General features: G+C 56.5%; 24 protein-coding genes. 8 read left to right on the forward strand and 16 right to left on the reverse strand.

Features of this window, described 5'->3' with window-relative positions:
* The first annotated feature begins 1 nt into the window (after nt 1).
* The 5 genes from ACXAEW_RS18660 to ACXAEW_RS18680 are packed head-to-tail and all read left to right on the forward strand — an operon-like array spanning nt 2 to nt 4,187.
* Nucleotides 2-697 (forward strand): TrbG/VirB9 family P-type conjugative transfer protein, encoded by a 696-nt coding sequence (locus ACXAEW_RS18660; protein ID WP_474942760.1) that lies wholly within the window; start codon nt 2-4, stop codon nt 695-697.
* Nucleotides 690-2,000, forward strand: a complete 1,311-nt coding sequence (locus tag ACXAEW_RS18665) for a TraB/TrbI/VirB10 family type IV secretion system protein (RefSeq protein WP_474942761.1) — start codon at nt 690-692, stop codon at nt 1,998-2,000. The genes ACXAEW_RS18660 and ACXAEW_RS18665 overlap by 8 nt, the downstream gene beginning before the upstream one ends.
* A 2-nt stretch (nt 2,001-2,002) precedes the next feature.
* On the forward strand, nt 2,003-2,998 hold the full coding sequence (locus tag ACXAEW_RS18670) for an ATPase, T2SS/T4P/T4SS family (protein ID WP_474942762.1): 996 nt from the start codon (nt 2,003-2,005) through the stop codon (nt 2,996-2,998).
* Nucleotides 2,991-3,167 (forward strand): DUF4177 domain-containing protein, encoded by a 177-nt coding sequence (locus ACXAEW_RS18675; protein ID WP_257600370.1) that lies wholly within the window; start codon nt 2,991-2,993, stop codon nt 3,165-3,167. Before ACXAEW_RS18670 ends, ACXAEW_RS18675 begins: the two co-directional genes overlap by 8 nt.
* Nucleotides 3,168-3,188: 21 nt before the next feature.
* Nucleotides 3,189-4,187 (forward strand): TrbL/VirB6 family protein, encoded by a 999-nt coding sequence (locus tag ACXAEW_RS18680; protein ID WP_474942763.1) that lies wholly within the window; start codon nt 3,189-3,191, stop codon nt 4,185-4,187.
* Nucleotides 4,188-4,416: 229 nt separating this feature from the next.
* Here ACXAEW_RS18680 and ACXAEW_RS18685 read toward each other — a convergent pair whose 3' ends face one another.
* From ACXAEW_RS18685 to ACXAEW_RS18720, 8 genes are all read right to left on the reverse strand, one after another.
* Nucleotides 4,417-7,059 carry a TrlF family AAA-like ATPase gene (locus ACXAEW_RS18685; protein ID WP_474942764.1) on the reverse strand — a complete coding sequence of 881 codons (2,643 nt, stop codon included), beginning with the start codon at nt 7,057-7,059 and terminating at the stop codon, nt 4,417-4,419.
* A gap of 258 nt (nt 7,060-7,317) precedes the next feature.
* Complete coding sequence (locus tag ACXAEW_RS18690) at nt 7,318-9,210, reverse strand: type IV secretory system conjugative DNA transfer family protein (protein ID WP_474942765.1); 1,893 nt, start codon at nt 9,208-9,210, stop codon at nt 7,318-7,320.
* Nucleotides 9,203-11,011 (reverse strand): relaxase/mobilization nuclease domain-containing protein, encoded by a 1,809-nt coding sequence (locus ACXAEW_RS18695; RefSeq protein ID WP_474942766.1) that lies wholly within the window; start codon nt 11,009-11,011, stop codon nt 9,203-9,205. Before ACXAEW_RS18695 ends, ACXAEW_RS18690 begins: the two co-directional genes overlap by 8 nt.
* Nucleotides 10,998-11,588 carry a hypothetical protein gene (locus ACXAEW_RS18700; protein ID WP_474942767.1) on the reverse strand — a complete coding sequence of 197 codons (591 nt, stop codon included), beginning with the start codon at nt 11,586-11,588 and terminating at the stop codon, nt 10,998-11,000. The genes ACXAEW_RS18695 and ACXAEW_RS18700 overlap by 14 nt, the downstream gene beginning before the upstream one ends.
* A gap of 174 nt (nt 11,589-11,762) precedes the next feature.
* Nucleotides 11,763-12,044 (reverse strand): hypothetical protein, encoded by a 282-nt coding sequence (locus ACXAEW_RS18705; RefSeq protein WP_474942768.1) that lies wholly within the window; start codon nt 12,042-12,044, stop codon nt 11,763-11,765.
* Nucleotides 12,031-12,255, reverse strand: a complete 225-nt coding sequence (locus ACXAEW_RS18710) for a hypothetical protein (protein ID WP_474942769.1) — start codon at nt 12,253-12,255, stop codon at nt 12,031-12,033. The genes ACXAEW_RS18705 and ACXAEW_RS18710 overlap by 14 nt, the downstream gene beginning before the upstream one ends.
* Nucleotides 12,252-12,455: a hypothetical protein gene (locus ACXAEW_RS18715; RefSeq protein WP_014880597.1), complete on the reverse strand. Its 204-nt coding sequence runs from the start codon at nt 12,453-12,455 to the stop codon at nt 12,252-12,254. The genes ACXAEW_RS18710 and ACXAEW_RS18715 overlap by 4 nt, the downstream gene beginning before the upstream one ends.
* Nucleotides 12,452-13,330 carry an ArdC family protein gene (locus ACXAEW_RS18720; protein ID WP_474942770.1) on the reverse strand — a complete coding sequence of 293 codons (879 nt, stop codon included), beginning with the start codon at nt 13,328-13,330 and terminating at the stop codon, nt 12,452-12,454. The genes ACXAEW_RS18715 and ACXAEW_RS18720 overlap by 4 nt, the downstream gene beginning before the upstream one ends.
* 747 nt (nt 13,331-14,077) lie before the next feature.
* Here ACXAEW_RS18720 and ACXAEW_RS18725 point away from each other — a divergent pair.
* Entirely contained in the window at nt 14,078-14,674 is a 597-nt protein-coding gene (locus ACXAEW_RS18725) for a DUF6088 family protein (RefSeq protein WP_474942771.1), read from the forward strand.
* A gap of 54 nt (nt 14,675-14,728) precedes the next feature.
* On the opposite strand, the gene ACXAEW_RS18730 is transcribed toward ACXAEW_RS18725, so the two are convergent.
* The 6 genes from ACXAEW_RS18730 to ACXAEW_RS18755 all read right to left on the reverse strand — a co-directional run bounded on the left by ACXAEW_RS18730 (nt 14,729) and on the right by ACXAEW_RS18755 (nt 18,657).
* Nucleotides 14,729-15,304, reverse strand: coding sequence for a PIN domain-containing protein (locus ACXAEW_RS18730; RefSeq protein WP_259938030.1), 576 nt, complete (start codon nt 15,302-15,304; stop codon nt 14,729-14,731).
* Nucleotides 15,301-15,765 carry a helix-turn-helix domain-containing protein gene (locus ACXAEW_RS18735; protein WP_231024101.1) on the reverse strand — a complete coding sequence of 155 codons (465 nt, stop codon included), beginning with the start codon at nt 15,763-15,765 and terminating at the stop codon, nt 15,301-15,303. Before ACXAEW_RS18735 ends, ACXAEW_RS18730 begins: the two co-directional genes overlap by 4 nt.
* Nucleotides 15,766-15,779: 14 nt before the next feature.
* Entirely contained in the window at nt 15,780-15,956 is a 177-nt protein-coding gene (locus ACXAEW_RS18740; RefSeq protein ID WP_259938031.1) for a hypothetical protein, read from the reverse strand.
* Entirely contained in the window at nt 15,953-16,816 is an 864-nt protein-coding gene (locus ACXAEW_RS18745; protein WP_474942772.1) for a hypothetical protein, read from the reverse strand. The genes ACXAEW_RS18740 and ACXAEW_RS18745 overlap by 4 nt, the downstream gene beginning before the upstream one ends.
* A 359-nt stretch (nt 16,817-17,175) precedes the next feature.
* A complete protein-coding gene (locus ACXAEW_RS18750; protein WP_474942773.1) occupies nt 17,176-17,487 on the reverse strand; it encodes a hypothetical protein in 312 nt (103 codons plus the stop codon).
* 450 nt (nt 17,488-17,937) lie between these two features.
* Nucleotides 17,938-18,657, reverse strand: coding sequence for a DJ-1/PfpI family protein (locus ACXAEW_RS18755; RefSeq protein WP_474942774.1), 720 nt, complete (start codon nt 18,655-18,657; stop codon nt 17,938-17,940).
* Between the two features lie 96 nt (nt 18,658-18,753).
* Between ACXAEW_RS18755 and ACXAEW_RS18760 the strand changes: the two genes are divergently transcribed.
* Together ACXAEW_RS18760 and ACXAEW_RS18765 are read left to right on the forward strand one after the other, a co-directional pair.
* The gene (locus tag ACXAEW_RS18760) at nt 18,754-19,821 is read left to right on the forward strand and encodes an IS110 family RNA-guided transposase (RefSeq protein ID WP_474942775.1); all 1,068 of its coding nucleotides are present in this window, start codon (nt 18,754-18,756) and stop codon (nt 19,819-19,821) included.
* Nucleotides 19,822-20,339: 518 nt separating this feature from the next.
* Nucleotides 20,340-20,843 (forward strand): hypothetical protein, encoded by a 504-nt coding sequence (locus ACXAEW_RS18765; protein ID WP_474942776.1) that lies wholly within the window; start codon nt 20,340-20,342, stop codon nt 20,841-20,843.
* 129 nt (nt 20,844-20,972) lie between these two features.
* On the opposite strand, the gene ACXAEW_RS18770 is transcribed toward ACXAEW_RS18765, so the two are convergent.
* Both ACXAEW_RS18770 and ACXAEW_RS18775 read right to left on the reverse strand, forming a co-directional pair.
* Nucleotides 20,973-22,025 (reverse strand): GlxA family transcriptional regulator, encoded by a 1,053-nt coding sequence (locus ACXAEW_RS18770; protein WP_474942777.1) that lies wholly within the window; start codon nt 22,023-22,025, stop codon nt 20,973-20,975.
* A 94-nt stretch (nt 22,026-22,119) separates the two neighbouring features.
* Nucleotides 22,120-23,193 (reverse strand): flavin reductase family protein, encoded by a 1,074-nt coding sequence (locus tag ACXAEW_RS18775; RefSeq protein ID WP_474942778.1) that lies wholly within the window; start codon nt 23,191-23,193, stop codon nt 22,120-22,122.
* Nucleotides 23,194-23,197: the final 4 nt, after the last annotated feature.

The raw sequence follows: 23,197 nt of genomic DNA on the forward strand, positions 1-23,197 counted from the left end.
CATGCGCCGCTTGTTACTGATCCTCGTCTTCCTGGTTCCGCTTGCTGGCACGGCTTTCGCCGAAACTCAGCCGCGCCAGGGGCCCTATGATGCCCGCGTCAGGCTGGCGACCTACCAGGATGGACAAGTCTACCGCATCCGCACCAGCCTGACCCACGTGACCAGCATTGAGTTCGGCCAAGGCGAGACCATCCGCTCGATCATTGCGGGCGATACCGAGGGCTTCCTTTTGGACGGCGTGCCCGGAGGCCAGGCCTTTGCGATCAAGCCAGTCTCGCGCGGCGCGCATACCAACATCACCGTCTATACCAACCGGCGCAGTTACTATTTCAATGTGACCGAGGCGAGCTCGCCGACGTTTTACGTCATCCGCTTCACCTATCCTGAGGCGGCCCCTAGGCAATCGCGTGTCGCAGCGAACGCGCCCGCAAACCACGCCTATGGCGTCAGCGCGCGATCCGAGATCACGCCGCGCGAGATTTGGGACGACGGCACCTTCACCTATTTCCGCTTTGCCGCAAACGCGCCGCTGCCCGCGATCTTTCGCTGGTCCGGTGGCAACGAGCGCAGCGTGAATGCGCTCGCTCGGCCAGATGGCGTGATCCGCGTGTCAGGTGTCAGCGATCGATGGGTGCTCAGGCTCGGAGAGGGCGAGATCTGCGTCCAAGAGATGAGCGAGGCAAGCCAGAATGAGTGAAACAGCTGAGCTCAAGAAGCGCCTCGAAGTGCTTGAAGGTAAACCACAAAACTCGAAGGCACGTCCGTCTGTTGTTACGATCGCCCTGGGCATTGCGGCAATCGCGGCCCTTGGTAGTCTCATGCTGCTGTTCTCTGGCAGCTCTGAACCCGACAGCCTGGAAACCGCCTCTCCAGATGAGTTCCAAGCGGCGGGACCGGGCTTTGGTGCGCTCGAGCCCACGCCTGCACCGATTGACACATCCCCACTGCCGGAGCCGGAACCGGCCAGCGACACAGAAGAGCTGCGCGCCCAAATGGGCGCTATGCGGGAAGAGCTTGAAGCCCTGCGCAACGCACCTGCACCTGAGGCTCCTTCCGTCGACACAGAAGCGCTCGATGGCCTGAGCGCAGAAATCGATGCCCTGCGCAGCGAGGCAGCAGCAACACAAGCTGCTTTGCGCGAAGAGTTGGAAGAACGCGCCCGTCAAATCCAGCGACTGCAGAACGATCTGGAACTTGCACGCCTAGAAACCCCGCGCACGCCCGCACCAACAGGCCCCACGGCTGAGGAGCTGCGTCTTCAGGAGCTCGAGCGGCGGCGGCAAGCTGAGCTTGAGGAGCTGCAGGCCCGTATCGCCAGCCCCATCATCGCCTTTGGCGGCACCGGAGGCGGCGGTGAAACCGCCGCGCAGCAGCGAAGGCTGGATGGCGAAACAGACTTTGTCCGCAATGGCGCTGAACCTGCTGAGGTGACACAGGCCCAAGTGATCGTGAACCCGTCAAACACGGTTGTTCAGGGCACGATGATCCAGGCCGTACTTGAGACCGCAATCGACAGCTCGCTCGCTGGTCAGGTCCGCGCGATGGTATCGGAAGATGTCCACGCATATGACGGCTCGCGGATCCTGATCCCACGCGGCGCGCGTCTGATCGGGCGGTATCAATCCGGTCTCGATATCGCCCAGCAACGCGTGACGGTCGCCTGGGACCGGATCATTCTGCCCAGCAATCAGACCGTTGAAATCAGTGCTTTTGGTGGCGACGAACTGGGACGCTCCGGCACGACCGGTTTTGTCGAAAGCCGCTTTGGCACGCGGTTCGGGTCCGCCGCCCTGATATCTCTGATCGGAGCCTTGCCTGCACTTGCAGCTCAAAACACCGAAGATGAGATCACCTCTGATGTTCTGGAAGGCATTGGAGAAGACCTGCAAGACAGCGCGCAAAGCGTGATTGGCGAATATCTCTCCGTCTCGCCCGTGATCTATGTGGATCAGGGTGCCCGCGTCACCGTGATGGTCGACCGCGATCTGGAGATTTTCTGATCATGGCGGCCAGCTATCTGCAAAGCTCGATGGACAAGATCTCCGAGGTTCGTGACCCCAAGCTGATCGAGCTTTGCATCAACCCTGACGGCACGCTGTGGGCGGAGTTTCAGGGGGATCACTTTATGCAGCGCGTCAATCGACAGCTCTCGCAAAACGAGATCAAGGACTTGGGCAATCAGATCGCGTCCGCCGCGAACACCACGCTCAGCCGGACCAAGCCGATTGTGTCGGTCAGCATCACCTACCGTGACCGCCCCATCCGCGCGCAAGTCATCCAGCCCCCTGCTGTCGATGGCGGCTATGCGATTTCTCTGCGGTTCTTCGCGGACCTGCCATTGGACCAGGTCAAGCTGTCCTATCTCTTCGGAAAAGAGCGCAGCAACGAGGGCGCACGACGCAAGCGCAATGCCGAGCTGCGCGATGTCGTGGCCACCGGCAACATCGACGCCGCGATCAAGTTCTGTGTCACGCACAAGCTCAACATGATCGTGTCCGGCGGCACCTCAACCGGCAAGACTGTCACTGCACGCAAAATCCTTTCCTTCGTGCCCGGCGACGAGCGCATCATCACAATCGAAGAAGCCGCTGAACTGCGCCCGACGCAGCCAAATGTCGTTACGCTCACGTCTGACCGCGACGAAGCCACGCGCAGCGCTGATGTGCTGCTGACCTCCACCCTGCGCATGCGGCCGGACCGGATTGTTCTGGGCGAAGTACGCGGCAAAGAGGCCATGACCTTTCTCGAGGCGATCAACACCGGCCATGGCGGCTCACTCACCACGCTTCACGCTGAAACCCCTCAGCTGGCGGCTCAGCGTCTCGCCATCGCCGCCCTGAAAACCGATGTGCCCATGACCTACCAGGACATGAACGACTACATCACTCGCTCGATCGATGTGATTATCCAGGCCGGACGCCATGAGGGCGCGCGCGGCATCACCGAATTCTACCTGCCGGTTGATCCGGCCCATTCAAAGGAAACAGCCCATGTTTGAATACAAGATTGAACAGATCAACACTGCCAAGACAAAGCCACCGAAGATCGAAGCGCAGCTGACGGCTCTTGGCCAAGACGGCTGGGAGTTGGTCTCGGTCGTGCCGGATTTTGACGGCGAACATATTCTGAAGGCCTTCCTGAAGCGGCGCACGGGCGCGAGCGCCTAAAGCCAACCCGAGGAGGACACGATGGGCGTCGTCACCTGGATGGTAGAGACCACCGACAACTTTCTGGACGATGCGGCTCAAACCACCTTTGGCAACGTCGCCAGTCAGCTTGGCGGCGTCATTGCCGTGGCCTCGACGCTCGCCGTGATCGGCGTCTTCCTCAACATGGTGTTTCAGTACAAATCCATGGATGGGCGGACCGCGTTCTGGTTCGCCCTCAAGCTCATGCTGATCTCCCTCTTTGCGATGAACTGGGTCCAATTCAACGCGGTGGCCAGCGCCCTCATCAACGGGCTCGACCAGCTCGCGGGCGGCATGGTGGCCGGGCTTGGCGGCGGCGGCGCAGGTGCATCCTACTTTGCCGAGGCCTTCGATGATCTCATCGAAGAATTTGGCGACTATTTGAACGCGGCCGGAGACAACATGCATTGGATGGCCGGTGCCCTGATCGGCGCAATCGGCGCATTCCTCTTGGGCGTCATCGGCGCACTCTGCGGCCTTGTCCTGATCTTCGCGAAGATCATGCTGGCCTTCATGATTGGCATCGCCCCCATCATGATCGCGCTTTCGCTGTTCGACTCCAGCAAGGACTACTTCCACCGTTGGCTGTCCAGCACGGTATCCTACGCGCTCTACCCCCTCGTGATCGCAGGCGTGTTTTCCACCGTCGTCGGCATGTCGCGCTCGCTGATGACCGAACTCGGAGATCCATCCGGTGCAAGTAACATCGGCGCGCTGGTGCCCTTCTTCATGATGATGTTCCTCGCAGGCGGCATGATCATCGCTACCCCGCTGATCGTCCGCTCCATCTCGGGCAATTTTATGATGGCCGGACCGCCGAGCATTCCCGGTCCCGGCGGGTTCGCAAAGGGCTTGATTGGCACCAAAGGGTCACGGGCGCGGGCACGGTTTGGCACGAGATCGAATGCTGAGATCGCCGGAGCTGGGATAAGGCAGGCAGGTGGAGCTACTGTTTCGATGGTTCAGAGAGTTGCTGAACGGGCAAAGAGGTTGGAATGAACGGCCCACAGCAGCCATCCACACAATTACCTCAATGCTGCAGTGCAGCCCGTCAAACCGGACTTTCACCGTGATGACGTTATCAGGAGATTTGTAGTCGTCAGCTACGCTGACGAAGCTGCTATTAATTCATGATGGGGTACGCTAGTTCTCTGGGTACTTTCTGAACTTTCTCGAGCAACAGAGCGTTCAAACCAAACATATCAAAAATTATTCAATTTTCTTAGTGTTAAGAAGGCGGCTTCCAGATTTGATAGATCGTTTTTCGACGTTCGAACGCCTCAGGACCGCCTTCCATGATCTTGATGACCTTCTCTTGACAGGCTGGGTCGTCGATGTTTCCGACAGTGACCGCTATTTTTTCATCTGTGGCGCTACAGGTTGTAATGGTCTCCGCATCGCCAAGTACCGGAAAATTGGCATTGTGGGTTGCAAAGATAAACTGCCGGTTCGGCTTAATGGCTCTGACAATTTTGACGACTTCCTCATAAACTGTCTGGCTATCCAGATCGTCCTCGGGCTGGTCGATGAGCAAAAGGTCATTTCCTTTCTGACTTAAAAGGAAGAGCATCATCGCCGAGGCGCGCTGACCAAGTGAATGCAACCGCAGAGGCCGACCGTGATATGTCACATCATAGCTGTTAGGAATTTGGAAAGTCAGAAGCTCCTTGATGCTGCCCAAGAAAAGCTCCCGGAACGCAGACGCCTTACTCTTTGCGTGCTTGGATGCTTCCTCTAGGTCTTTAAAGACCTCTCCAAAGTCAGGGTACTTCTTCGCAAGTAAATCATAAGTTTCCTTGCGCTGACCGCTCCCCTTGAACAAACCGTCTATGTGAGACTTATATGCCGCCTTATCACCCTTAAAGACGCCCTGAACTTTAAGTGAGTCTTGCGATTCATTTATGGTCGCTAAGGCTTTCGAGATCAGCTTGTATTCTTCGTGCCACGCTTCGTTCAACGAAGCGAGTGTTGTCAGCACCTCATCATGCCTAGTGCGAGCTTTTGCGGTCTTCTTCTCAAGATCAGAGATCCCGGAAACCAGCTCGTTCTTTCTATCTGTCAGCGTGATGTAGGCATCAGTCTCGATTGACGTTACGCCCTGCTCCTCGAGAGCCTGAACCAGCTCACGTTCAACTTCGGCAAACTCTTCTTTGAGGCCGTCTTTCACACCCGACAATTCTTCTCGGAGTTCCACAAGCTCGGCGCTAGCGGCCTCTACGGAACCGACGATCACACGCGCATCGCCAACGCTTTTCTTTAGCGCCTCGATCTTCTTGACATATCGCTCGAAGAATTCTGCATTGTAGTCTGATTTCTGCTCTTCGATCGAGGCCAGTTCCTCTTCGGCCTCAGTGACCAACCCATTCAACGATCCATGCCATTTTGTGGCAATCTCATCGACGCTCTCGCAGAAGCTCAAATCACTACTGAAGGCAACTTGCTTATCCAGCTTTTCTTTGACGCCATGTTTGTCGAATTGCTCTAGGCGAAATTCGACATCCTTAAGCTCCTCTTCCAGTGTTTCCTTATCTTCTACATCGCTATGCACCGACTTCAGAGCTTCGATGGCCTGCTCAAGCTGATCGCGGCGCTCCTCAATCTTCTGCCGCACGTCCTTCAAACTATCACCCATCAGCTTCTCGACGAGATCGTGTCCAAAACCTTTCCCGGCGGCAGAAAGGTCTTTCTGGCCAAAGTAGAGAGGCTTAGCGATGATGGTTTCACGGATAGAAACGCCAGGTCGGAGCACACCGTCAACGTAGACTTCATGCGCGTGACCGAAAAGGCGTCTAATCTCGAAGTGCGTACCGTGGCGATCTGTGGCCTCCACAACGATCTTGCCTCCACTCTTCAAGATGAAAGGCAAAAGGCCCTTTTTGTATTCCTGATCTTGGGCTTTATCGCCGAAAGGCACGTCTAGGGCATAGCGTAGGCTTTCTAGGATCGAGGATTTTCCGCTGCCTTGTATACCGATCAAGCAGTTTAGATGGGGTGAGAACGTCACTCGCTTGCCATCCAAAAGCCCACCTTCAAAACGGATAGCGTTGATATGAGAGTGTTCGACGGTAGGCACTTCACGGGCAACCCGAAACTCGTGATCGGTAAGAGCAAACTTGACGGCATCAAACCCTAGATCGCCAACCTTGATATAGCTCTTCCGCCCCTTTCCAATTTCTTCGATCACCTTGGGATCAGACCCCTCAACTTCAGCGGGATACTGATCCCCCCACCAGCCTTGAACTTTTGTCCGACAAACAGCATCAGCCTTGTCGTGTGTTCGGACTTTTTGAAAACCGAGAGTGTATTTTTGAATAAGTGGGTGAGCTGCAAGCTCACCCATGCGACCACCACTGATCTCCTTCCACAGGCCGCTATTGGCCTCCACGTGGGCAAAAGTAATGAAGAAATCACGCCCATAGGTTTCGAGCTTCTTCAGTGTCGCAAGAAGATCATCGTTGCTGCGACCGTTCTCCTGCTCATACTGACTTGGAACTTTGCCAGAAAATGCGACCCCGAGAAACTGATTGATATAGTCGTTTCCACCTTCGAGCCACTCATCTGAAAACACGATCAAAGTATGGACACCGTTCGAGCCATCATTGACAGACAACTCGACTCCAGGAAGCAGCCCGATGCCTGCTTTGCGTGCCTTTTTACGCAGCGCTTTAAACTCTCCAACATCGAATTTGTTGTGGTTGGTGATTACCCCAAGACCGATGCCCGATGCCTGTAACCCCTCAACGTAGGATGAGACGAAGCGATCACTCTCGCCGTCAAATTTGAACTCTTTATCTGCCCGTGTGTGTAAGTGAAAATCGGCTCGAATCCATCTGGTACCGTGCGCAAAGAAATCCCCCACTGCTTCACTCATAACTTATTCTCCGCGTCAGGGTTTCACCCTGCTATGGTTTGTGAATTCGCTGCTAAAGTCCGTTGTCCAGTTCTTCAAAAATGATGTCACTGAATTTCGTGCAACGTTCTCAATGCTTTTTAGTGCTCAAAAATTTGTAAACTCTTGTATCTGAACCGTGGCACATCGCCAAGCCGCCTGCAATGGCTTGCTGAATGTCTGCACATCAGCGTGGCAGTGACTGTTTCGCACCTGCAGAAAATGTCTGCTTCCCGCCCTTCATCCCCGAGCTGCCTCCTCAATAAATCTCTCCACCCGTGCAGCTCCTGCTTTATACTCGCCCAAACTAGGCTTTTCGCCTGACGCCGGACCCCGCTCTTCATTGGCCAAATCCTCAATCTCATCGCGCCGTTTCCCACCACCTCCAGAGCCGTTACCTGAAACCACCTTAGACGACTCAAGCGCCCCAATCTTCGCCTCCAGCGCTTTGATCTGCCCTTGCAGCCCGCGCATTTGGTCTCCGGCGGAAGGATACGGCAGATCGCCACTCTGCTTGTCGAAGATCTGCTTAAAGAACCGATCTTCATAGTATTTTATCCGCTTGGCGCGCACGGGCATTTGCGCGTCGACGACCAAGACGATGTCATCAAGGTCCATGCGCCGCGCTTCATCCTCGGGCAGCAGCGCGGTTTCTTCGGTCCGTTCAGACATGCTGCGCCCGGCAAATGGGTTGCGGCCGACGGAGCGTGATCGGGTCACGACGCGCTTTGTGGTTTTCCCTACCGCTTTGCTAAGCTCTTCGACGGTCTTCTCATCCGAGGGCGTCAGATAGAGCTTGATGCCCGCGTTACCCTGCAAGGCGCGGCGGGCGTTTTCACCATAGATCTCGTCAAGTGCCGGGATTGTCTGTGTGACGATCGCAAGATTGGCTCGGTACGATCGCAGGGTTTCAATGCTGTCCAGAACGATCGGCATTTTGCCCAGGCGGTTGAACTCATCGAGCATGATCATCACCGGCCAGGGTTCGTCCTTGCCGGGTTCATGATCTTGAAGCGATGCCAGCAAATCCGAGAAGAACAAGCGGATCAACGGCGCGAGCGGTTTTACCATCAGCGGTTCGACCACGAGATAAACCGAAAACGGCGACTTTCGGATGTCGCGGAAATCGAAGTCTGACGTTGCGGTCGCACGGTCGATGGCGGGGTTTGACCACTGCTTAACGCCGGACGTCATCAAGAGCGACAGATAAGAGGTCAGCGTGTCGTTGTTGGTCGAGGCCATGCGCATGAAGATCAGCTTGGCGGCTGGATTCACCACCTCGTCGGCGCGGCGGCGATATTCCTTCTGCTTGTCCCCGCCAGACGCGGTGATGCGGTAGATCTCGCCCAGGGTCGGCCGCTTTCGCTCGAACGCCAAAAGCCCCGCCGCCACGAACAAATCAATGCCGCCATCAAGAAGACCCTGAACCCGATCATTATCAGCTTGCAGGAACAGCGAAGCCAGGAGTTGCAGCTCCATCTGCTGACGGTCGACGTTTTCCAGCGCCGATATGCGCAGCAAGGGATTGTACCGGTGCGAGTGGCCATCCTTCCAATCAGTGGGCGCAAACCGGAACACCTGGTCGCCCTGCGCTGCCCTGTGGCGCGCTGTTGCCTCGAAATTTTCGCCCTTAACGTCCAACACCACCGCGCTGCCCTGATAGGTAAGCAGGTTCGGGATGACGAAACCCGTGGTCTTGCCACGTCCGGTCGGGGCGACGATCAAGGCATGGGGGAATACCTTGGACATCACGAAGGGTTTGCGACTCTTAGGCTTTCCCATTTTGCCGAGGACAAAGCCGTGGCCGGGCTTGCCGAAAAAGCCGTTGCGCTTCATCTCAGACATGTGCTGCCAGTGGGTTTCACCGAACTTGGTCAGCGCGTCGTTCATCAACACAGCGCTGAGCAAAACGCCAGCACCCATGCTGATCCCGATGATCAAGTGAACGATCTTCATATCGGCCGGATTGGTCGCTCGAAGAGCCCCATAGCTGCGTGCCAGCATCAAGAAATCGATGTCCGCCCCAACCCCGAACCAGCGGAACGTCAAACAGGCCGACGCCAGAACATACCCCAGCACCGCGCCCAGAAGAGCAAAGCTCATGACGCCGAGTGCGATCCGCGCCTTACCCATGCGTCACGCCCTTTTCGCCATCGCTATCGACATACCGCTCGCGTTTGGCGTCTATTTCTTCATTGGCGATCTCGTCGAGGACGTGCTCCATCGCCACGCTGCTCGCCAGAGCGGCATCGCTCTGCAGATAGGCTTTGGCCGCATAGAGCCGATCCAGGCGGTCTTCGATATGTTCCTCCAGCGCGGTCTCATCGCCGATCGCCAAGTCCGGGGTGCTTTCTTCACCGACCAGTTCCTCCAGCTCGGAGCGCAAGGTCTCGCGTTCCTGTTCGTTTCGGAATGGATCTGCCGTTGGGTCGTCCCTCATACGGCTCAGGATTTCAGCAGTGGTCGGAGGCAGCCGGTCGATGATGGCTTCCTGCCGGTCGGTCTCCATCGTCCCACTGTCTTTGAGAACGTGCGTCTCGGCCAACACACGGCCCAGATCGCTGTGAACCTGGTCAAGACGGTCGATAGCTTTCTCGAGCTCATCAGCGCGTGACAAGTCAAAGCCGTCCTTCTCGGCAATCGCCTTCAAATCCTGTCCAAGCCATTGCCGCTCCAGCGCGGCATTACCTGCACCAATTTCAACGCGACGCGTCACCTCTTGCACCACAATGCCGGTGCCTTTCAAAGCCTGTTCAAGACGCTCGGCGAGCGTTGGATCTCGCAAGGCACCTTGGGCCTCAGCCTGAATATTCCCGGCCGAATAAATCCCACTCTTGGACGCATCCTCAAGCAAGGTGTGGGACTGCGTTCCCATTGGGCTCAGATGTGACAAAGAACGATAAATGTCGTTCAGCTCATGCTCGAGCGCGGCACGCCGCTCCACCGGGGCGTCCGCCACAATGCGTTCGGCTTGGTTGATCTTGTCGTGGAAGGCATCCACGACCTCATCAAACGAATGCTGTTCTTCGGCCATGCCATATACCTTTCCATCTGCTTCAATCGGTTTGCCCTGCGCCAAGAGAGTCGCGGCCTTTTCCAAAGCTGCTGCAATGTCATGCTGGTTCTCGCGCGAGGCCTCGGCAGCCAGGCCGCGAAAAAGCCGCGCGTTCTGCGCCACCTCAGCCAATGCGCGTTCGAGTTCTGGCCCTACGCGCTCGCGTTCGGTTAGCTGCTTTCCCGTGTCTTCCGCGCGGCGCTGTTCTACATCGCTTGGCCTCTTCGTCGTGATGCCTCGCTCAAGCTTTCGGGTCGCCTCTAGCCGCAGCCCATAGCGGTCGGACACCTCCACCATCGCCTCGCGAAAACTGTCGTAGTTGAAATGGTGCCCTTCTTTCAGAAAGAAAAATTCACCATCCTTGCTGCGCCGGTTCAGAACGATATGCGCGTGCGGGTGATCCCGGTCCTCATGCACGGCGGCGATATAGTCAAAGTGGCTGCCTTCGCCTTGAAAGAACCGCTCGCAGATCTCGCGCGTGATCTCGGCGACATCCTCACCGCGCGTACCAATCGGAAAGGCCATCAAGAGGTGCGAGGTATGCCCCAGTTTGGGATGGAACCCCTCATTCCACTGCGCTGAAAATCGGCGCGTGACCTGCTCGATCTCTTTCGCGGACAAGACGCTTTGGCCGTCATAGGTGCCACGGCTGTCGATGATGAAGCTCGACTTGGTGGTCAGGTATTCCAGCTGGTTGCGCAGCTGCGATTTGTTGTGTGTGCCGCCATCGCGAATGGCTTTGAAGATCGCGGGGGAATGCCCCATGGCGGCGCGGGCCATTTGCTTGGCACGGGTACGCGGCACGCTGCCGCGAATGCGGCTCCAGTCGCGATCGAAGAAGGCCTCCTGCGCGGCAGCGACGGCGCTATTCCGGACCATCGGCGAAGCCTCCCAGAACGCGGGCTACTTCGCCAGACAGCGCGCTGCGGCGGCGCTGCGCCATGTCCTGCACCTGGTCGGCGATATCGAAGATCAGCCCGGCCAGAGCGCGCACCTGGCCATGGGCAGAATTGCCATAGGGCGGCGTCTTGCCCTGGCGCTTTGCCTCGTTCAGGCGCTGCGCAATCTGATTAACGTTGTTGCCGGTGCGATTAAGAGAAGCCGACAGACCCTGCATCTGATTGGCCAGTTCATCGTCGGGAACAAAGAGATCGTTCGACGCATAGATCAGCCGCCGCAGCCCCTCGGCGCGGCTGTTGATATCATGCCGCGTCAGCACCGCATCGAAGCTCGCGAGCTCCTTTGGCGTCAGCCGGACATTTACCAGTTCGGAGCGCACGCGCGCGTTGAGTTTGCGGCTTTGATCGGCCTTCAACGTGTAGAAGATGCTTCGGGTCGTGACGCCGAATTCGCGGGCCAGATCCTCGATTGGCACTCCTTCGGCACGCTTGCGCACGATGGCAAAACGCTGGTTCTGCGTCAGTCGCTTGCGCCGTGGTGCGCGCGGTCGGCCCATGTGAAGTAATCACCCCTATTTCTTGCCAGCATCATACAGGCAGCCCTGTTATGGCATTTCGCCATAATTGATTCAATATTATAATATTGCATCAACTGCCTGTATTCCGTTTGGAGCAGCCACAGGCTGCGACCGCTGGGCAAAGCCCGGCCACATGCGCAAGGCATGGCACCACTAATCGTGGTTCCACGCCTCAGCATCGCCAAGCAATCGCAGCGCTATTGCGCGGGCCGCGCCTTCAGCGCTGGCATAGGTTTGATGATCGGGCAGCTCGTGCAGATCAAAGGGCTGTTGCTGGTCGCCCGGGGTCTCAACTCGGACATAGATCGCCCAGCCATCAATCAGTTCTGGATCATCACAATACTCCTGCCCGCCATCGGGCAGATTGCAGAACCCATGAAGATGCACGCTGGCGCGGCCCTCTCGGGCCGCCTGCCTGATGTCAGAATACTTCATGGCAATCCTCGGCGCTTTCGTCGATGAAAAATTCGTCGGGCTTGCCGTTCAGGCGGGTGCCATCCCGACTGGTCAATCCGATAGCTGACCCATTCCGCGTGAAGGTGATGAGGTATTGCCCGAGTTCATCACACGTCACCACATACCCGCTGTTGACCCAGTGAACGCGGTTACCCGCGTCCACTGCTGCTTTGATCTCGTCCAAAGTCATCGCAACGCCTCCTCAAGGATTGCGAGAGCCCCAAGACAATCGTCGATATAGGGCTGCTCCTCGCCATCCAGATCGTTCAGCTCCAGCCGGTTCAACACCGCGTAAAGCGTGGCGCGCGCCTCACGGGCGGCGCTTCGCAGGCTGACAGTATCTTCCAGACGCGCCGTCGCAAAATCATCGCTGTGATAGTCGGGAGTCATGCTGCCACCTCCTTGCTTTGACCTGCTGCTTGCAAAGCAAAGTCTGCGGCTTTCTGCGCTTCAGATGCCGCACGAAAAATCGCCCGTTTGTCCTCTTTGAGCGCTTTCAACCAACCTTCAACGTAGGCGGCGCTTTGCTCGAACTCCGGCGCAACGCCAATCTGGGCACCAAGGAAACAAGCGCCGATTTCCGCCACCAACTCCTCAAAGGCATAGGCCTCACGGTTGGCAAACTTCTTGATCCGCTCCAGCCGCTTTTCGCTGCCGGTCCAATGGATCACCTCATGGGCCAACGTCCCATAATAGCCTGCCGCATCGTGAAACGTGGCAATCGGCGGCATGTGGATGTGATCTTTGGCGGGGCTGTAATAGGCACGCGGATCATCACTGGTGAGAATCTCGGCCCCTGTCCGGCCGAAAAACGCCTCAAGCTCTGGATCTTCCGCCGTGCCCAGGTCGCGCGGGGCCTCGGGACGGATGTAGTACTCCTCCGGCAAACCTTCGATCTGATCCGCGTTGAAGACGCGGTATGCGCGCGCATAGGGCAGTTCTTCCTCAATGCCCAGTTCGTTTTCTCGGGTGAACGTCCCGTATTTGACCACGGTCGACGACGTTTCACCTTTGCGGACCTGTCCGCCCAGCTCCTGCGCCTGTTTGTAGGTCATCCAGCGGCTGGAAACATACCCGTGCTTGGCCGCCATGACCCAGAGCATCAGGATGTTGATCCCGCGATACTCCTCGCCGTTGTGCCGTGTTGGCAAGGCAATTCCGGACGCGCTTCCTGTCCACGGCTTGCGCCACGGCGACGTGCCTGCCTCCATCTCTGCAATAATGGTGTCGGTGACATGGGCATAAACATCAAACTTCGGTGCCATTTGTGGCCTCCTCAATCAAAGTAACGCGGGTGAGGCTTCGCGCCCCCTTCCGCCGATGGGCTGCGCCTCGGCCACCTGATCTGACCGAATACGCATGTATTCGGCGGAACAGAGTGGGAGAGGGCAAAGCCCGACCCACGGCCCTGAACGGGGCTGTCAATCGGCCACATTTGCGAAGAAAATGTCTGCGCCAAAATCAGACGCCAATTTGCCCCGCGAGGAATGGCTCGCCCGCGAGACAGGGGAAATTGGTGACTGATTTTGGGGATGGACTAAGGTTGACCGCCACGGTCAGGGATGTTGGGCGTACCAAACAAAGAGAATGATGTCTGGATCGGGGTGAGCGGGCCAACGGCCCGTTGAGCCCCGGTACAGTCTATTGGGAGATGTTGCCCGCGCGCTCAAGCGTGGGCTCAAAACAAGACGAACATCAGCCTTGCGCGACGAGCCTGACGGATCGCATGTCCAAGATGTCGAGGAATTCGAACGAAGTTCTGCAAGTCAGCCTCCGACGCCGCCTATGATGCCTAGATCATAAATCCTCTGTATGATCTAGAGTTCATAGACGCAGCAGTCTAGCCCACGACAACTTACGCTGCAGCGTAATTTTTCGAATTTTGCGCTGTAGCGTAAATTTCGCACCAGTTCTCCTCTTTGCCCTATGCCAGTTGCACCTACCGAGGGGTTATTCCATGGCCCGTCGACTTTCAGAAAAACATTCCATATTTTCTGACAAGGAGTTCGAACATGATTACGTCAAACATCAAGCAACGCATCATCGGAAAAGGTCGCGGCGCAATCTTTGCGCCGACCGATTTTCTCGACATCGGATCCCGCGCAAGCGTAGATCAGGCCCGGTCACGCCTTGCTGATCAGGGTGTGATCCGCCGACTGACGCGGGGGCTGTATGACTACCCGAAGAAGAGCCCGCGCTTCGGATTTCTGTCGCCTTCCGCCGATGACATCGCAAAAGCTGTTGCTCGAAAGGACGGTCAAATCTTACAACCTTCTCCTTCGATGGCTGCCAATCAGTTGGGCCTTTCCACTCAGGTACCATCCAAGCCGACCTATATGACCGACGGCCCAACCCGCACCAAGAAGGTTGGACGGCAAGTCATACAATTCCGCAAAGCATCTCCCAAAACATTGGTCGGCGCAGGATATAAGACTGGGGTTGTCTTCCAGGCGTTGCGTTATGTCGGCAAGGACCGTGTGGACAGTCAAATCGTCGACCGCCTTGCACACGCACTGGACGACAATGATCGGAAGCTCTTGGCAAAGCAAAGCAGGCACGTCCCTGCTTGGATGCATCCTATCGTGCGACAGATTGTAGAGCGTAGATAGATATCAACGTGTTCGCTGGAGACCGTCGCCAGTGCGGTCTACCGCCACATAACGCTAAAGTAGCTCTACGTATTCGTGCAAAATTTCAGCGGTTTGAAATAGCTCTCGAGCCTTGATCCGCTGCAATAATGCTTCGGCGTCCATATCAGGGTTTTTGAACCGCTCACGCATTTTACGCAGGGCAACTACAGCTGCGAGTGAGTCGAGTTCGATTGCATCAGAAATAAACTCGTCGGCCGAGATTGCATCGATGTCAAAAGGGACGAGTGCTTCGCTTGGGAAATCCTTAAGGTTTTCTGTCACAATTACCTGAGCGGATGTTGTGATCGCTGCAGCAAGAACATGGCGGTCATCAGGATCCGGCAACTGCAGACCGGCTTCAAGACCAGTATACCCAGTAACGCACGCTTCGGGGAAAGCGCGCTCCATAGCGGAACGCTGCTTGTTAGTGTCAGCCCCGCCCTTCGTAATCTTGGCTATTGCACCGGCAGTCTCATCCATAATCCTATCGCTCCACCGGGGCCGAAAAAATCCGGCCTCGGCCAGCGACAAGATTATGTTTCTGCGCATCGCGCACGCCAGAACATTAGCGTCAATCAGTGCCGTGAAACGGTCGGCATAGTCACTCATAAAAGATCGTTCTCCATGTCCATCGCGGCAAGGTCAGACAGTGCGTCAGAGCGATCAGAGTCGCGTTTCTTTTTGTATTCAAATAGATCGGCTGCTTTCACACGGCGATGCCGACCTGTTTTGAAGAAGGCGATTTCCCCCTCTTCTAGAAGCTTCACGAGGTGTGGGCGCGACACATTCAATAAATCGGCCGCTTGCTGAGTGGTCAACTCTGCATCCACAGGGATCATCCGGAACCCTCTGCCGCTTGACACCAACCGCAACAACTCCATCAAGGATGCAGCGAGGGCTGGGGCCAACGTAACCGGTTCGATCTGTTTCTTACCAAGTGCCAGGCTCAGCTCAACTGCCTCATCACCGTTCACTTGCGAGGCAAGGATTCGGCGAAGACTGTCAGCATTTTCAATTTCAACCTGATCCGGCAAACGTTCTGCGAACGCTTCTTTTGCTTGCATCATCATCGTTTCTCTCCTTTTCACGCGACGGGATCTTGCGCCCCATTCGCAATAATCAAAATAAACGAAATAAACGTAAATGCAAGCAACGCTTCGTTCACAAATGAAGAACTTCCGAGGTTGGTTAACCCTCTTGCCAGCGGAAGAGCTTTACTTCCGAGCCAAGCCGCATCGCCTCCGATCACCGCTTCGCTCACGCCTGCAGCCCCGCAGCTCGAACCTGTTCAGGCGTCACCAGCTTTGAAGCGATCAAATCCTCGATCTGCCGGTTGGTGATGTGGCGGCACAAGGGATGGCGCTCGTGGATCCACTCGGCGAGGCTCGCACGGCCCTTGGCTTCGGCCGCTCGCGCCTTCTCTCGGTCCGCCTGTACCTGGGCAAGCCCCTTCTCCCAACGCCGCATCTTGAACCAGTTGTCCGAGAAGCAGACCTTGCTGCGCGTGTAGCCCTCGCTTTCCTTGGCATAGGCTTTGACCGCTTGCTTCAGATCGTCGGGCTTCACTCCAGCTTTCACAGCTGCTGCGATCAAACGCAGACTGGTCCGCCGGTCTCGGATCCTGTCTTCGGGATAGGCCGCCAAGATCTTCTCAGCTTCAAGATCTTCAACCTCCTCCGCCGCCTCGCGCCTGCGCGTAGGTGGTTTATGGATGGTTTTAGGATGGTTTGGGGTCCACCGTGAACCCCGTACCCCGTTCACCGTGGACCCCGTACCGGGTTCAGGCTGGACGGGGTTCACAGTGACCCCCGTCTCAATGTCGGGCTCGGCCGTGGTTTCGAGCGCGACCACGCGCTCCAGAACGATGCGGTAAATGACGGTGTAGCCATTCTTGCAGTGCCGCCGCCCCGTCTCAATCAGAATGCCTTCGCGCAGGAAGTCGATGATGGTGCGCTTGACCGTGCTCTCGCTGAGCTCGGTGTGGCGCTGGATTGTCCCCTTGGAACACCAGATACCGGAGCCGTCGTCGCTCGCCTTATCCGCTAGGAACATGATGATCTGCTTGCGCGCGGCGCTGCCAAAGCGGCGCTCGGCGCATTCATTTGCGATGCGCCAGCTCATTGGACCACCTCACCGGTCAGAGGCCACGAAAAAGCGGACTGAGCGTTTGCGGTGCGGCGCTTGCTCATGCTAACGTACTGCGAAAGCTGACAGGCTTTTTCTATTTGGCCCCGGTTCACAGTTGCCGCTGTGACGGGGCCTTTTTCGTTTTGAACCGGCGAATTTGGCTTTGAAACTTTCGCTTTTTGTTCACTTTTTGTCAGGGGGCATTTTGCACCCTTAAGCCGTTGTTTTCGCTTGCGCTCTTTCTGGATTGCAAATCCGTGTACACCGGTTCGATTCCGGTACTCGCCTCCATTTAAAAACAATCACTTACATCACTCCTTGCCGTGTTTGAGGCCCCGCGTTTACAGGGGCGTTTACATTTTTGTGTCTTGAGACAGTGATTTTGCTCGATTGAGCTTGCGCAAAACCGCATCGCTTTCGTCCGGGCTAACTTGCGCATAATGCTCGATAACTTGCGCCGCGTAGCGAACCGACCACCCCATCAGCACCGCAATCTGGCGCAAAGACAGATCGGCATTTAGCAATCTTGTCGCCGCCGTCCCGCGCGTATCAGACAGAGTCTTCTCCCTGCCGTCGATCCAAGGTGGGATCTGAGCTTCGCGCCGCCACTTGGTGATCTGGTTCGATGCCCAACGGGCCGTCAAAGGCCTGCCAAGCTCTGACACCAGCAACACCTCTTGGCCTTCCGGCGTCTCGCCGTCGCAAGAAAGCTAGCCGTCATCATGCATCGCATGTGGGCCGACAATACCGAATTCCGTCAAAGACCTTTGGAGGCTACGCTATGACCTGACGCCTTCCGAAAATCAGAGACGGGATCGTCCCTCACCGGACGAGGTCTGTGGATGACGCCGAAAAAGTTCGCTGCGCACCTTGAAACGCGAGACAAAGTGGGGCGCTCCACATCCAATCCGACACATGCATGCAGCGGTCCAACCGAACCGGGCCATCAATGACTGCGAAGAGAAGTGTGACCCGGATGAAGGAAAATGATCCCAAAGCACGGAAACGAAAAGATGAAATGAACTTGACCCAAACGCCCGATTAGAGAAGTGAGCTTTCGCTGCGGCTGCGCCAATGGCGGCTAACGAGAAAGGTTGCGAAAGGCCCAACCCCAGTCAAACAAGGTTATGGACACTGGCAAACGGGTCCCAGTCCTTGTCTTTGTGCCAATCGTATTCACTCCACGTCGCAACTTTTTCGGCTGTCTCGCGGTCGTGCATGAGCGCAATGGCACCCAAAGCCATATCCATTCCGGCTGAGACACCGGAAGACGTAATGAACTTGCCGTCTTCCACCCACCGAGCCTGTTTCACCCAATCGACCTGCGGATACTGATCCGCGATTGTTTTGTAAGCTGCTTTGTTCGTCGTGGCGCGACGACCGTCCAAAACACCCGCGCCTGCGAGAAGCAAACTGCCTGTGCATACGCTTAAGACATACTCTGCTGATGCTGATGTGGTGTTGATCCAATCTAGGAGAGTGGAATTGTTCACTTCGCGGCGCGTCCCCATACCTCCGGGAATGAATAAAACATCGTAGCGACTTGCGTCTTTCGTTGTGGTGTCCGGGGTAGCTCGAACCTGTTGATTGCTTGCAATTGGGTCAGATGTTTCGGCCACCAGCTGCAGGTCAAAATCGTTTTTGAGCAACCCGAACATTTCAAGCGGCCCAAATAGGTCAAGCAACTCAAATCCGGGAAAAATCAAAGCTCCTACACGCCGCATCGCACAGTCTCTCTCATCTGTTCGTTTCGAGTGCACGGTAACGCGGTTCAGATGCTCGCTCCACCAGAAATCCGATCTTCTGTCGCTTCGTCGGTTGAAATTACCGGACATTCAATCGCCATGCAGCATCCTTCACTAATGGGATGTACCGGCTGCTTCACCCAGCAGGTTAGGCTTTGCCTATTTCTGCAGACAGGAGAAGTCGCCATGAAATCGAAGAATCTTGCAAACATCGACGAGATCGCGGTTATTGGCGTCGATATCGGCAAAGACACGTTCCACCTGGTCGGCTTTGACGATGCTGGACAGCGTGTATTGCGCAAGAAGATTAAGCGGTTGGCATTGAAATCGACGTTTGAGAGGTTTCCGCTCTGTGTTGTCGGCATGGAAGCCTGCATGAGCGCCCATTTTGTCAGTCGTATGCTGCGAGAGCTGGGTTTTGAGCCCCGGATCATCCCGGCGATCTATGTGAAGCCATTCAACAAGGGTCAGAAGAACGATTACAACGACGCGGAGGCCATTGCGGAAGCAGCATTGCGCCCCAACCTGCGGACTGTGACGGAGAAAAACCAGGATCAGTTGGACCTGCAGGCGATGCATCGTGTCCGGTCGAGGCTGGTGGCACGCCGCACCGCCATCATCAATCAGATCCGGGCGTTTATGATTGAGCAAGGCATCACCGTGCGGGCGGGACGACATAGGTTGGAGAGCTCATTTGAGGCAATCCTTGAAAATCGGCGTGATGAAATCTCGCCACGGATGCGCAGCACGCTCTTGGGGCTTAATGGCGATTGGCTCTGGGTCGATGAACGGATCAAAGCGATCTCGTCAGAGATTGAAGAGATCAGTAAGTCCGAAGAAAACAGCACGAACATAATGACCATTCCGGGGATCGGTCCATTGATCTCGACAGCCATCGTTGCCGCCATTGGCAAGGGCGAGGTGTTTGATAGAGGTCGTGACTTTGCAGCGTGGATTGGCCTCGTTCCGCGCCAGTTCAGCACTGGTGGGCGGACAATCCTTGGTCGGATCAGCAAGCGCGGCAACACCTATCTCAGGATGCTCTTGGTGCAGGCCGCCAATGTCATTTTGATGCGTCCACACCGCTGGGATGCTCTGGGATTGGGGCCATGGTTGCGAGGTGTCAAAGCCCGAATGCCCCACAACAAGGCCGCAGTCGCCTTGGCCAACAAACTGGCCCGCACCGCATGGAGCATTCTGCGTCACGGATCGCAGTATACGGTTCAAGGAGATGAGGCCTTGGGCGGCATCTGAAGCCCCCCAAAAGCCCCAAAGGAGTTCGCGAAGGAGAATAACTTGGAACAGAGACAATACGCCCCCAAAATCTGAGAGCCCATTTGGTCGTAACCGATCTGGTCAATAATGAGATCAAGGCGCGTGCGTAACCCACAATGGCCACGGCCCGCGAGCCGATAAACAGGCCGGATACACATGAGCGACTACCGCTAGCCACGCCAATATCTCACTTGCGAACAGCAGCCGGTACATACATCTGGGCTCTCTCGTTGAATCCGCCCCACGCGAGACGAACGGCTGCTCTGCTAAAATCGCATGGGCAAAGAGCGTTCCGATATTTGGCGTCGCCACGCTCTTTGCCCATGCTAACGTAGGGACCAGGTGTTGACCGAAGCAACACAGTAGATATTTCCAGAAGGTGAAAAACAGGCGCAATTTTGCCGACGGCATTTCTTGCGATACAACTTTGGGCTGCAGTTCCCCACTCCAGCATAGAACGGAAAAGTGAGGTAGGAATACGACTTAACACAGTTTTCATGGTAGGATTTTCGGCACTGGCTCTCGCGGCGTGCAATACGGATCTTGATGAGATCAGCGACGAACAGCTCATCGCCCTTCTTGGTGACGGCTGTGATCCCGCGCAGATCACGACGAAGACGCGCGAATGTGCCGAGGTCCTGGGCGGAATCAACGAGGCGGTTTATCAGGACGTGCCCGAGGAGATGCTGGGCATGGTGAAAACCGAATGCCGCAAGTGGTTTCAGGGCTGGCTGAACGATTCAGAGCGCAACGGCACGGAGCTGACGTTGGAAGATTTCGAACGTGCGGAGCTGGCTGAACGCATCGTTGCGCTGGACGATGCACTAGAAGCGGCGCGGGCCGAGCAGCGCGCGGCCGAGGATGCCGCAAAGATCGAGGCCATGAAAGACGAACTGACGGAGGCCAGTGCCGCAGGGCAGGAGCTGAGGTCAAGCAGATTGCCACCGAGTGGCTCTGGTCCTACAACCATGAACGCCCGAATATGGGCAACGGCGGGATGACACCTGCACAGAAACTGAAGATGGCCGCGTAAATTCTACGACCAAGCCTCCGCAACAACGGGGGAATTGCCAGAGTAGTTCGGGATACTGGAATAATTTGCGCCAACTAACACATCTTGCGCGCCCATCTTACTTAGCCTCAAGTAGCGCGTCTGGATCCAGTTCATCGCGATCCACACTGCCCTCTGCCCCGCCGCCTTGCCGGAGTGCAGACGGGGTGACGCCAAAATGATCGGAGAAACAGGATGAAAAATAAGACGCCGAGCGAAATCCGGTCACGACTGCGATCTCTAGAATTTGCAGGTTGCTATGCAAAAGAAGAGATTTTGACCGTTCCAAGCGCTGGATTTTACAAAACTTCGACGGGGTCATTTTGGTGTACTTAACAAACATGCGTTCAAGCGTCCGCCGACTTGCGCCGACGGCTTCGGCCAACTCACCGGGCGAGAGCGGGGATTCCATATTCTCAGAGATGATCGCATGGGCCAGGATCAGTTGCTTGGGCGCATTCTCCGGTAGCACTGACGAGCCCGTAGATTGCAGCTTAACCCCGCTGCGGATCCTGTCCATCTGAAGCTGGTTGGCAATAGAATAGACGAGTGACCTGCTGTGGTCCTGGGCGATGATCTCCATCATCAAGTCAAAGGATGACATGCCGCCAGAGCAACTGAGGACCTTGTTGTCCATTTCGTAGATTGCAGTGGTCAGGTCAATGTCAGGAAATTCCTCCAGGAAGGCTGGCATCCCTTCCCAATGAATGGTGCAACGCCGTCCTGTCAAAAGGCCAGCCCTGGCAAGAAAGATTGTACCCATTGAAATGGCCCCCACCGTAACGCCAGCGGCGAAACGACGATTGAGGAAGGCGGACAATCTTTTAGGCTCCTGAGCCTCGAGGCTTAACCCAGCGCAAACAAAAGTGTAATCTGGTACGGGGCCCTCTCCGATACGGCCTGAGCTCGCGATCTTGAGCCCGTTAGACGCCCTGACCTCTGCGCCGTTTTCGCTGACGATAGTCCAAGCATAACGCTCGCACCGCGCCATGCGATTGGCCACCCGTAGCGGCTCGATAGCCGAAGTCACCGACAGCATCGACACCTCGTTCAGGAGCACAAACTCGAACACACGCGGACGATCACCGCCCCGTTCCATTTGCTGATTAGTTTGAGGCAATTGGTTTCGCATCTCGGTGATAAGTCGCCTGTGAACGTAAGACTTGCATACCAGCAGTTTGGTCTAGCGCAAACGCCACGGTCAAGGCAGCTTGCTGAAGCAACGATCAAACAGGATCTTCTATGGAGATCGGCCCAGTCACGCGAGAGCAGCAGGCCAAGATATAGCCAGAGGCCACGTCTTGTTCCGACAAGCCACCGTCTTGCTGCATGTCGACTGAGCCCTCAGACAAACGCAACTTGCATGTGCCGCACTGGCCCGCGTTGCACCCCGTGGGGACCCGTATATGCTGCGCCGCCAGCGCAGTGCTAAGGAGCTCCCCTTCGCCAATCTCAAAACTGCGACCACGCACAGTGACGCGGTGCCCGTTGGACACGCCTTTGCCGATTGGCGCAGGGCTTGCCACTGGCTTGGACGCACCAAAACTTTCTGTATGGAAATGCTGATGCGGGAGGCCTTCGGCCAACAGGCATTGACGAACGGTGTCTAAAAATCCTTCTGGCCCACAGCAGTAAACCTCGCGCCGACTTGCATCCGCCACCATCGCGCGCAGCATCGCACGGTTGGGGCGCCCACGATAGCCGCGCCACACTTCACCCGCCGCAGGCGCTGTAACCACTTCGAACAGCCTGAGCCCTGGCATGTCGCGCGCGATCTGCGCAAGCTCGTCTTCAAAGAGGAGATCTTCGACCCGCCGGGCCACCTGCACCACCACCACATCCAGTGTCTCTCCACGGGCATGGAGCCAGCGCAACATGGACATCATCGGGGTAAACCCGCTGCCGCCGCCAATCAACAACACTGGACGACCATGGCGTGCCGCAAGCGAAAACCGCCCAAAGGGACCACGGGCAGTTATTTCTGAACCGACCGCGAGATTGTCATGCATCCAGCGCGTTGCATGCCCCGTTTCAGCCGCCTTGACCGTCACCGACAGCTCTTGTGCGCCCAATGGGGCAGAGGCGATGGTGAAGGTTCGTGTTGCAACACCGCCGTTCATCGGCAAGTCCAGAGCGATGGCCTGTCCGGGCAAATGCTTCACCGCGCCGTCCAGACACTGAAACGTGAACGTCACAGTGTCAGAGGTCTCTTGATGCCTTGAACTGAGCCGAAGCTTGCGCGGAGCAGAAGCAAAGCCGGGAAGGCCGGATTTCGGAAAGGGAAGTGTATCCAAAGGCATCGCC

The sequence above is a fragment of the Epibacterium sp. ABZ3_068 genome, assembly GCF_056159265.1.